Source organism: Desulfobacterales bacterium (genome assembly GCA_021647905.1).
Lineage (GTDB): Bacteria > Desulfobacterota > Desulfobulbia > Desulfobulbales > BM004 > JAKITW01.
Genome location: JAKITW010000084.1, coordinates 1 through 11,512 on the forward strand (window position 1 = coordinate 1; position 11,512 = coordinate 11,512).

Below are 11,512 nucleotides of genomic sequence, written 5' to 3' on the forward strand. Positions count from 1 at the left end.
CCGGCGCCTTGTCGATCTCGCTGAAATCAACAAAGCTTGCCTGACCCTTGGTCGCCAGCACCCGGGTGATCGCCGCGGTCAACGTGGTCTTGCCATGGTCGATGTGGCCGATCGTGCCTACGTTTACGTGCGGTTTCGTCCGCTCGAATTTTTCCTTTGCCATGCCGTCTTCTCCTCAAACCTGGATTATCCTGCTCTTTGCCCGCTCGAGCCGCAGCCCGATACCATTTAAATTTTATGGAGCCCACGACCGGACTTGAACCGGTGACCTCTTCCTTACCAAGGAAGTGCTCTACCACCTGAGCTACGTGGGCTCACTACTCCCGGCCTTGAATATCACCCGGCCGCAAACGAAAAAGGGCCCCGCAGAACGCCCGCACGTCTCAATGCGGATGGAGCGTGGAGCGGGAAACGGGTCTCGAACCCGCAACCCTCAGCTTGGAAGGCTGATGCTCTACCAGTTGAGCTATTCCCGCTTGGATTTACCTGCCGGTGGGGTAACCGCCCACCCAGGACACTCTTCATGAGGCGGACAGTTCGTGGATTGTAACCACCTGAGCCTTTACACACACAAAAGCTGACACCATGCACACATGAATGCCAAGCAGCGCCATCGTTTCACCGCCCGGCGGCCCGCAAATTTCAACCACCGGCCGCCACTTCAACAGCCAGACTCCGGTTAAAGACCGCACCTGGTTCGAGGCGATGGTGGAGGGGGGAGGATTCGAACCTCCGAAGGCATCGCCGACAGATTTACAGTCTGTTCCCTTTGGCCGCTCGGGAACCCCTCCATTTTATAACAGTTCACCGGGGTACAAACGCTCCGGTCAATCCTCCGAACCGTAAGAGTTTACCAGTGCCAGGCCTGGTTCAAGCAGGCCGGGGAAGTCCATGGCCCGCTGCTGTCAGCCGCCTGATCGAACGAGGAAAACAAAGACTCCGGGATGGGGTGCTGGTGAATCTTGCCCATATTTTGTCGCGGATGCTCGTACACATCCCTTGCGGCCACTTCCGGCCGCGGCTCGCATAACTCGGCTGGAGCTGGCGATGGGACTTGAACCCGCAACCTGCTGATTACAAATCAGCTGCTCTGCCAATTGAGCTACGCCAGCGCGGAAGCAAGCAACACTAATCCGTTAACCGGTAAAAATCAACCTTTTTTTTGGTCCGGTTTCAACGCTGGTTATGCCCGCTCAGTCCCTGCTGACCGCTACCGCAAAAGCCCTGTAAAACAGCCTTATTCGGCGACCTTACGGGTGACGAACCCGCTTTGCCGGTAGTTTTCAAAGGCCATGGCCACGGTACGGTAGATCATGTGGGCGAACTTGGTATAGGGCATATAGATAAACAACATCAGCACTGCGACCAGGTGGGCGTAGTAGATTACATAGCCCAGGGTCATCAACCCCATCAACCGCATCACCTCGGCGCCCAGGCCGGTAACACCCACGGCCATGATCTCGCCGATCAGGAACCAGTCATAAAAGGTCGGGGTAATGCCCTGTTCCGCCTCCATCTTGGAGCGATTCGACCAGAGAATCCAGATGCCGACGATAAGGGCGATGGCGCTGACATTGGCCAGCAGTTTGAACGGATCGATCAGGGGGACGACCTTGTGCAGCTCGGGAAAGAAGTAACCGAAGAAATCCTTCCGGATGAACACGTAGTTGGTCACGATGAACAGGCCGATAAAGGAAAGCAGCAGTGGCAGGTGGCCCGTGACCCGATTCTTATTCACCCCGCACTGGTTGAACCGCTTATGCTGGACGGTCTCCACAACCGCCGGGGCCAGAAAATCCCTGACAAACTGGATGGCCGAGGGCCGGAACTGGGAACCGGCGGCTACCCCTTCGTTCATCTTGCCCCACAGGGCCGAGGCGCCCTTAAAGGCGGCGAACAGGGAAAACGCCGCGGCCGACAGGAAGATGATGTCAATGAAAAATACGTTCTTGGTCAGGAAATGGTGTTCCCAATGGCCGAAGAACTGGCCATAGCCATACTCCTTGAAGGTCTGGGCGTCGGGCAGGTGCAGACCGCCGGAGATCAGCCACATCACCAGGATAAATACCGCCGGAACCCCGATCAGAAGCGGCAGGTTGCGGCCGTTGCTGGCCAGCTTGGCCAGGCCGCTGGGAAAACCGTAATGGGTGTACATATAGGCCCGGATCGCGCCGAGAACATCGCCGGGCTTGGCGCCCCGGGGGCAATAGGCGGTACAGTCACCGCATTGATGGCAGAGCAGCACGTCCGGATCAGCGGCCAGTTTGTCCTTCAAACCCCACTGGGCCCAGATCATCTCCTTGCGAGGAAAAGGCTTGGCGTCCGAGGCCAGCGGGCAGATCACCGAACAGGTAGCACACTGGTAGCATTTCTTCAGCGTGTCTCCGCCTGCGTCCTTGAGAAATTTAATGAATTGTAAATCAGGCTCAACTTTCATTGTCATGGTAGTGCCTCCCGTCTTCTATCCTTCTCTCCCGCGTTTGCCGCAGATTTCTTCCAGTAGAACGAGCCCTTATGCCCGGCTACGGTCACTTACCACAAACCAAACCCCCGTGGCAACTGAAAAATGGGAACAAGTCGTCCGCCGGAACACACTGTCCGGCAAACGACTTGTTCCGTCATAATGCAACCGCATGCCAAGGGGCTAGAAGCCCTTGAACGGACTCGGGCCCAACTCCACCATCTCCTCGACAAAATCCGCGATGATCTGCGGGATCTTATTGTAGTCGGAGATGGCGATCTGCTTGGAGGTCACCCGCTCGGTTTCCAGGCCGAGACTGCTCAAGGTCTCGCCGATGTTCTCCATCCGCTTGGTGGCGATCTCGCTGCCCTTGACAAAGTGGCATTGATAATCGTCACCGTACTGACAGCCGAGGAGAATCACCCCGTCCATGCCGGCGCCCATGGCGTCCTTGATCCAGACCATGTTCACCGAACCAAGGCAGCGGACCGGGATCACCCGCACCAGATTGCTGATGTTCAGACGCCGGATGGCGGCCATATCCAGGGCCGGGTAGGCGTCGTTCTCGCAGACCAGGGCCAGGATCCGCAGTTTATCGTCATCATCGTCAGGCACCTCGATGGCCTTGACCATCGAACCGATCATATCGACGTTGTAGTTCTTGAAGCCGATGATCCGCTCCGGACAGGCGCCCATACAGGTACCGCAACGCCGGCACCGGGTCGGATTGGGCAGCGGCGTGCCCTTCTCGTCGTCGTCCAGGGCGCCGAAGGGGCACTCCTCGGTGCAGCGCTTACATTGGGTGCAGCGTTGAAAGAAGAAATCCGGATAGGACTTGTCGCCGGAGCGGGGATGGACCGCCACCCCGCGGTCCACCGATTCGAGACACTGGATCGCCTTTAAGGCCGCGCCGGTGGCATCGTCAATGGTCTCTTCCACGGTCATTGCCTTGCGGACACCGCCACTGGTGTAGATACCGGTCCGGCGGGTCTCATAGGGGAAGCAGATGAAGTGCGAGTCCGCATACCCGTCAAAGAGATCCAGGTCAAGGAAGGCCGGCCCCTGGCGATAGGCCAGGTTGATGGTGTCCTCGTCCTTGGTGGTGGGCTCCATGCCGGCCGCCAGAACCACCATGTCCACGTTGATGTCCATGTCCTCCTGGAGCAGGGTGTCGGAAGCGGCAAGGTTCAAGGAACCGTCGCTGGCCTCGGTCACCCCGGTCACCTGGGCCTTGGTCAGAAAGATACCGTCATCGTTCTGAGCGGCCTTGTAGAACAGTTCCATGTTGCCCGGGGTCCGCATATGCTGGTACAGGATATAGGCCTTAGCGCCGGAGTTGTCCTCCCGGACATACTTGGCCTGCTTCAATGCCACCAGGCTGGTGACCGAGTTACAGTAGGGGAAATCCTTGTCATCCTCGGCCCCGCCGGGGCTCTGGACAAAGGCCACCGACTCCACCGGCTTGCCGTCGGAGGGGCGGGCGATCTTGCCCTTGGCGGCCATCTCCTCGAACTCAAGGTTGGTAACCACATTCTTGAAGCTGCCGTAGCCGAGATGCTCGTACCCGGAGACATCGGCCGGTTTCCAGCCGGTGGCCAGAATCACCGCGCCGAAATCCTCGGCATCGGGATTCTCTTCCATATAGCCTTTCATGCCGACATTGGGATCTTCCATCTCGCCCTTGTCGATCTTGTCCTGCTCGTCGACACCGACCTTGGCCGGGGCATCCCATTCGCCGCTGGTACCGGCAGGCTTCATGGTCACCTTGAAGGCGCCGGGGGCGCCGCCGATCCGGGCAATCTCGGTTCCGATCCTGACGGTGATATTGTCCGCCGCCTCCACCGCGCTGATCAACTCGCCGATGGAGGGACTCTCAAGATCGGTCCAGGGCGCCCTGGTGGGCAGCTGTTTGCGCCATTGGGCCGCATGGCCGCCCAGCACATCACCCTTTTCGACCAGCGTCACCTCGTAACCGGTATTGGCCGCCTCCATGGCCGCGGTAAGCCCGGCCACACCGCCGCCCATCACCAGGATCTTCTTGCTGATCGTCTCCAGTTGATAGGGCTCGGGCAGTTCGGTCTTCTGGGCCTGGACGCAGGCCATCCGCAGATAGTCGTCGGCCTGCTCGTTGACATATTCGGGATCAGCATCATCGGCGTTGCTCCAGACCACCTGCTCCCGGAGATTGGCCCGGATGGTGATCTTGTCCTCGCCAAAATCAAACTCATCCTGCATCACCCGGGGGGAACAGGCGGCGACGATAACGGTGTTTACCCCCTCATTATTGATATCATTCTCGATTACGGCCCGCCCGTCGGCCCCACAGAGGAATTCGTGGGTCTTGCAGGTCATCCCCTCCTCGCCGGCAACTCCGGAGAGCGCCTCAATATCAAGGGCATCGCCGATTCCACAACCGGTGCATATGTATGCACTGTACTTTTTATCCATCGACCATTACCTCCTCGTTGCTTGAATGGCTTTTAAGGCTGCTGCAGTTGAGTTCTGACCGGAAGTGACGACATCGGCGGCTTTCTTGGCACAACCGGAAGCGATCATCCCGCTGGCCGGGTCGGAAAGGACAAAGCCGTTACCGTCCATCTGCAGACCAAGGGCCGCGCCCTGGGCCTTCAGGGCCGGTTCCATGCCGGTGGCCAGGATTGCCATATCCACCTTCTGCCGGACCTTTTCGCCGGTCACCGCATTCTCCGCAACCACGGTTACCCCGCCGTCATCCTCAGAGATAATGTCGGCAACCTTCCCCTTGATGAAGCTGGTGTTCTCGTCAGCCATTATCTTCTCACGGAATTTTTCGTATTTGCCCGGGGTACGCAGGTCGATGTAGAAGACGTACACCTTGGCCTCGGGATAGCGCTCCCGGATATAGGTAATCTGCTTCATGGTGGCCATGCAGCAGATGTAGGAGCAGTATTCGAGATGATTCTCATCCCGGCTGCCGGCGCACTGCACAAAGGCGAAGCTCTCGGGTTCCTTGCCGTCACCGGGGCGGAGAATCCGGCCGGTGGTGGGACCGTTGGGCGCTGCCAGCCGCTCCATCATCATATTGGTGATAATAGCGTTGCTGGAGTCAAACTTGAGATTATCCATCTTGGTGGGCTCGTAGGGGTTCCAGCCGGTGGCCCAGACAATGGAGCCCACATCAAGGGTAAAGGTCTTGGCCGCGCCCTCCAGATCGATGGCCTCATACTTACAGGCCTCGACACACTTGCCGCACCTGGTGCAGGCGGCCATGTCCACCACGTACTTCATCGGAAAGGCCATGTCATGGGCCTTGTAGATGGCCTTGGTCTTGTCCATGTTGAAGTTGAACGTATTGTCGCGCTCTTCGGGGCAGACGTCCACACAGGCGTTGCAGCCGGTGCAGTTGTTGTTGACCCCGCGGGGCCTGGACTCCAGGGTAACCTGGTAGCTGCCGGGCACTCCGGAAACACTCTGCACCTCGGTCATGGTGTACATCCGGATCCTGCGGTTGTTCTTGATCCGCTTGAAGTTGATCTCCAGGCCGCAGGTGGGGGGACACAGCTTGGGGAAGTACTGGTTCAGCTGCGCAACCCGGCCGCCCATATAGGGATTTTTTTCAATCAGAAAGACATCGTGCCCAACTTCCGCGGCCTCCACCGCGGCCGTCAGCCCGCTAATGCCACCGCCAACGACCAATATGCCACCACCGGTCCCAGGTGTGCTGCGTTCGTCCGTCATGCCATTCCTCCATTGCTTAAATTATAAGTTGCCAGACATTGGTTGAGTTGTTTCAACAGGCAGGTAAATTGGAACCGCCGGGGCCGGACTTCAGTCAGGCTCTCCAGTCACCGTGCCGGCTCAAACAACCGAACCAACTGGTGGGTGCTTCCGGGTCAGCTATAAAAAATCTCCAGGCGCCCTTTTCGGGCGCCTGGAGATTTTCGGTTAGACTACGTCAGGATCATCGCTGCTGGCAATGATAATCCCGGGGTTAATGATTAGAGCCACGGATCGGTCTCAACAACGTTGATGCACTCGACCTTCTCGCACTTCCACTCCTTGGTCTCGGGATCAAAGGTGGAGTTGACAAAGCACTTCCAGTTCTCATCGTCAACCGCCGGGAAATCGGACCGGTAGTAGAATCCGGGATAACGGGACTCTTTGCGGAACTCGATGTGGCGGATGTGGGTCTCCACACACCAGATGCGGTGATAGTTCTCCCAGCACCTCATCAGCTCGTGCAGATCGCCGGCCGCCATCTTCTCGGCATCCTCGCGCATCATCCGCAGCAGATCGAGGCAGATGTTGAGCAGCTTGCCGGAGGTCATGTAGTAGGTGGCAACACCGCCGCCATACTCGTCAGTGGCCTTCATCAGCCGCATCATCAGACCGGCGGGTTTGCAGTAGTTGGGGTTGATATCGGAAGCAGTGGTAAACGCGGCATGCTCGGCATACAGCTTGACCGGTGCGTAGATTTCATCAGCCAGTTCCTGAGCGGTCTGCTTCAGTTCGGGCTTGAAATCGGCATGGTCGCGGCAGTACTTGACCATCTGCTTGGCCACGATCCGACCCTCGGCATGGGAACCGGAGGAGAACTTATGCCCGGAGGCGCCAACGCCGTCACCGGCGGTGAACAAACCGTTGACCGTGGTCATCCGGTTGTAGCCCCACTTGTAGGCATCAGGTACCCAGTCCTCATTGGGGCCGGAGGTCCAGATGCCGCAGCAGCCGGAGTGTGAACCCAGCATATAGGGCTCGGTGGGCATGATCTCGGAGCCGACCTTCTCGGGCTCGATGTTGGCGCCGGCCCACAGACCGGCCTGGCCGACCGACATGTCGAGGAAATCTTCCCAGGCCTCGGACTCAAGGTGTTTCCAGAACTTCTTGACTTCTTTCTCGCTCTTGCCGGAAGCACGCGCATCGTCGAGGAAGGCGTTCAGGGCAACGTCGGTGGCCATGTAGATCGGGCCCCGTCCTTCCTTCAGCTCCTTCATCATCAGGTGGTTCCGCAGACAGGTCGGCGTAACCGCCGAGGCGCCGTAAGGCATGAAATTTTTCAATTCTTCCTTGGCCGCATCACTGCCGGCATAGAACTCGCCCAAACCGTTCTGCACCTTGGCCTTGAACAGCAGGAACCAGGCGCCGACCGGGCCGTAACCGTCTTTGAACCGGGCCGGGGTGAAACGGTTTTCCATCATGGTCAGGGTGGCGCCGACCTGGGCGCACATGGTGTAGGTGGAACCGGCGTTCCATACCGGGTACCAGGCCCGGCCCTTACCCTCACCAGTGGACCGCGGCCGGAAGATGTTTACCGCGCCGCCGCAGGCGACCAGCATGGTCTTACAGGTGAAGACGTGGACCTTGTTCTCGCGGGTGGAGAAGCCGACCGCGCCGGCAATCTGGTTGGGCACGTTCTTGTCGAGCAGCAGCTTGACGATGAAGATCCTCTCCAGGCAGTTCTCTTCGCCCAGGGCGGTCTTGGCCGGCTCGGCAACGATGCACTTGTAGGACTCACCGTTGATCATGATCTGCCACTTACCGGTCCGGACCGGCTGGCCGCCTTCGCGCAGGGTCGGGGCCGGCTTGGCGCCGTCCAGGGTGGAGCCGTCTTCAGCCTTCTTCCAGATCGGCAGGCCCCATTCCTCAAACAGCTTGACCGACTCGTCAACGTGCCGGCCGAGGTCATAGATCAGGTCCTCGCGGACAACGCCCATCAGGTCGTTGCGCACCATCTTGACGTAGTTCTCGATCGGGTTCTCGCCGATGTAGGTGTTGATGGCGGACAGACCCTGAGCCACGGCGCCGGAACGCTCCATGGCAGCCTTGTCAACCAGGGTGATCTTCAGGTCGGCCGGGGCCCATTTCTTGATCTCGAATGCAGTACCGCAGGCGGCCATACCGCCACCGACGATCAGTACATCACACTCGTGCTCGACAATCTCTGGATTGGGATCGGCAGGAAGCTCTCCCAGGGGTTTATTCGGTAACGCCATATTCGTTTCCTCCTATATGAATATTAAGTACAATTATAAACATCCAACCAGGTAAAGTTCTTTCCTACTTGGGAGAGGGGAGATCCCCTTCCAGGAACAGACTCTCATTATCCAGGTTGTCACCCTTGCCGTCAAGATAGGCATTGGCAGCACCCTCGGCCGTGGTCCGGATGGGGAACTTGAACCGCTTCATGTTGCCGTTTCTGAATTTAACCGTCCACATGATGGAGTCGGAACTCCGCATCGGATGCACCATGCCGCCCATGGGGACAAAGTCATTGTAACCGCGGACGGCAATCGCGCCCTGCGGGCAGATTTTAACGCAGGAATAACATTCCCAGCAGGCATCCGGCTCCTGATTGTAGGCCTTCATCTCCTCCTTGTTCAAGACCATCAGATCATTGGGGCAGATGTACATGCAGGCTGTTTTGTCGCCGCCTTTACAACCATCACATTTTTCAGCTTCTACATAGCTTGGCATTCAATTACCTCCTCAACTTGGATTGACCTTTTGCAGGTCCCGATCCCGCTGGAACCCGTTTTATCCTATACAATCTGCCGGGCCGCCAGGAAGATTATCATCTCTTCAAAGCGCCCCGGCCTTTTACATCTGCCGGGCTTAACTGTTCAAGCTCCCTGTGATTTTCTTGAAAACAGCCGGTAGGCACGCCCCTGACAACCAACTGATTTTCTTTGCTAATACCGTTAAAGCCGACCGGACGAACCGGTCAACTATGACTGAACGGTCACTCATTTCTGACAACGGATGTATAATTTGTAGTATGGGAAATGTCAAGGAAAAAACACAGCTCGGCAACGGAGATTCCCAGGAATAAACAGCAGCGGATCAGTAGTCGCGTCGCACCAGAACTTCGCGCGGCTTCGAACCGTCACCAGGGCCGACGATTCCTTCCTTTTCCATGATTTCGATCATCCGCGCGGCCCGGTTATATCCCACCCGCAGACGCCGCTGCACCATGGAAATAGATGCCTGGCCGCTCTCGGTGACCAGGGCCACTGCTTCATCGTACTTGGGATCATGTTCATCGTCGGCCGCCTCGGAACCGTCCTCGTTCGACTCGACGATTTCAAGCACTGATTCGTCATAGCGGGCCGCGCCCTGTTCCTTGATAAAGGATACGATCCGCTCGATCTCTTTCTCCGAGATATAGGCGCCGTGGATTCTCTGCAGCCGGGCCTTGCGCGGCGGCAGCAGGAGCATGTCGCCGTCGCCGAGCAGATGCTCGGCCCCGGTGGAGTCGAGTATGGTCCGGGAATCAATCTTGGAAAAGACCTTAAAGGAAATCCGGGTGGGGAAATTGGCCTTGATCAACCCGGTGAGTACGTCCACCGAGGGCCGCTGGGTGGCGAGGATCAGGTGGATTCCCGCGGCCCGGGCCATCTGCGCCAGCCTGGCGATGGAGTCCTCGACATCCCGGGAAGAGACCATCATCAGGTCGGCCAGTTCATCGACCACGATCACGATCAGCGGCAGCTTTTCCCCGGCCACCTCGTTGTAGCTGGCGATGTTCTTGACCCGCAACTCATCGAGCAGTTCATATCGCCGTTCCATCTCGCGCACCGCCCACTGCAGGGCGCGGTTGGCCATTTTCGGCTCCACCACCACCGGATGCAGAAGGTGGGGAATCGCCTCATAGCCGGACAGTTCGATCCGCTTGGGATCAATCAGCAGGAAACGCACCTCGTCCGGGGTGGCGCGAAAGAGGATGGAGCAGATAATGGCATTGATGGCCACGCTCTTGCCCGACCCGGTGGCCCCGGCAATGAGCAGATGCGGCATCTTGGCCAGATCGGCGAACACCGGCTTGCCCACCACGTCCTTGCCCAGACCCAGGGCCAGCTTGGAGCTGGAATTACGAAAAGAGTCGCTGGCCAGGATGTCCCGGATATAGACGATCTCCCGCTGCGGGTTGGGGATTTCGATCCCCAGGGCCGCCTTGCCGGGAATCGAGCCGATGATCCGCACCGATTCCGCCTTCAGCCCCATGGCCAGGTCATCGGCCAGGCCGACGATCTTGTTGATCTTGACCCCCGGGGCCGGGGCAAACTCATAGGTGGTCACCACCGGGCCGGGTGAAATGCCGCCGACTTTGCCGATCACCCCGAAGTCCTTGAGCTTCTCCTCAAGCTGCCGACTCACCGCATAGTAATGATCCCGGTCGAATTTCGGCCCGTTGCCATTGGCCTTGTCCAGAAGCCCGAGGCCGGGGAGATGATATTCACCGGCCTGGACCGGCACCACCTGAAAATCCCCGATCTCCTCGTTTTCATACTCAGACACCAGCGGTTCCTGGACATGGACCACCGCCTTGGGCCCATCCTCCCTCGACTCGACCGGGGCCGGGGCGTGTCGAGAAGATTTGTCCCGTCCGGCCCGGGGTTGCGTTCCCCCCCGGAACCGGGCAACAAGGAGGCCGCCGCACCGCACCAGTCCCTGGCCCAGGGAAAGGGGCGAGAAGCGCAGCGCCAGCATCAGGGAAAGAAGAAAGGCCAGCAGCAACAGCAGGAGGGAGCCGGGCTGGCCGAAATAGCGATGCAGAAAGGCCAGCAGGATGTTGCCGGTATGACCTCCGGCCGGATAGACCCGGCCCAAAAGGGTCACGGTCCGGACCGCCGGGGTGACAAAAAAAGCGACCAGGCCGCTACCGGCAATAATCAACCCGAGTCCGCCGGCGATAATCTGGGGAAGACGGGTCGGCAACGAGCGGGAGAAATAAAACTTAACAGCATAGAGACCCGGCAGCAGGACCAGCCAGAAGGAATTCACCCCCAGAAACTCCAACAGAAAATCAGCAGTATAATGGCCGACCGGACCGCACCAGTTCACTGCCGCGGTGACCGGCTCGACCGAACGGGCCGCGGACAGGGAGAAACTGGCCAGGCTTAGGAAAAGAAACAGGGCGCCGCAGAAAACCGCAATGGCCAGGATCTCCTGGACCAGGCTCAACGACTGTTCTTTTTTCTGTTTCCGGGCCATAGGCTCTGGGTTGTACTTGGTGCAAATCAGGGGTCAGGGGTCAGGGGTCAGGGGTCAGGGGTCAGGGGTCAGGGGTCAAGG

7 protein-coding genes and 4 tRNA genes are annotated in these 11,512 nt (G+C 58.6%); all 11 read right to left on the bottom strand.

Going from position 1 to position 11,512, the window contains the following annotated elements; translation table 11 throughout:
- A partial coding sequence (locus L3J03_11030) for a GTP-binding protein (protein ID MCF6291515.1) occupies window positions 1-163 on the bottom strand: 163 nt, incomplete at its 3' end.
- Between the two features lie 75 nt (window positions 164-238).
- Window positions 239-314 (bottom strand) — tRNA-Thr (locus tag L3J03_11035).
- An 86-nt stretch (window positions 315-400) separates the two neighbouring features.
- Window positions 401-476, bottom strand: a tRNA-Gly gene (locus L3J03_11040).
- 230 nt (window positions 477-706) lie between these two features.
- Window positions 707-791: transfer RNA gene (locus L3J03_11045), tRNA-Tyr, on the bottom strand.
- A 245-nt stretch (window positions 792-1,036) separates the two neighbouring features.
- Window positions 1,037-1,112: transfer RNA gene (locus tag L3J03_11050), tRNA-Thr, on the bottom strand.
- A gap of 125 nt (window positions 1,113-1,237) precedes the next feature.
- Window positions 1,238-2,443, bottom strand: a complete 1,206-nt coding sequence (gene qmoC / locus L3J03_11055) for a quinone-interacting membrane-bound oxidoreductase complex subunit QmoC (GenBank protein MCF6291516.1) — start codon at window positions 2,441-2,443, stop codon at window positions 1,238-1,240.
- A 201-nt stretch (window positions 2,444-2,644) separates the two neighbouring features.
- Window positions 2,645-4,909, bottom strand: coding sequence for an FAD-dependent oxidoreductase (locus L3J03_11060; GenBank protein MCF6291517.1), 2,265 nt, complete (start codon window positions 4,907-4,909; stop codon window positions 2,645-2,647).
- Window positions 4,910-4,915: 6 nt separating this feature from the next.
- Window positions 4,916-6,178 carry a 4Fe-4S binding protein gene (locus L3J03_11065; GenBank protein ID MCF6291518.1) on the bottom strand — a complete coding sequence of 421 codons (1,263 nt, stop codon included), beginning with the start codon at window positions 6,176-6,178 and terminating at the stop codon, window positions 4,916-4,918.
- Window positions 6,179-6,438: 260 nt separating this feature from the next.
- Window positions 6,439-8,433, bottom strand: a complete 1,995-nt coding sequence (aprA, locus tag L3J03_11070; protein MCF6291519.1) for an adenylyl-sulfate reductase subunit alpha — start codon at window positions 8,431-8,433, stop codon at window positions 6,439-6,441.
- 64 nt (window positions 8,434-8,497) lie between these two features.
- Complete coding sequence (gene aprB / locus L3J03_11075) at window positions 8,498-8,914, bottom strand: adenylyl-sulfate reductase subunit beta (GenBank protein ID MCF6291520.1); 417 nt, start codon at window positions 8,912-8,914, stop codon at window positions 8,498-8,500.
- A gap of 366 nt (window positions 8,915-9,280) precedes the next feature.
- On the bottom strand, window positions 9,281-11,431 hold the full coding sequence (locus tag L3J03_11080; protein ID MCF6291521.1) for a DNA translocase FtsK: 2,151 nt from the start codon (window positions 11,429-11,431) through the stop codon (window positions 9,281-9,283).
- Window positions 11,432-11,512: the final 81 nt, after the last annotated feature.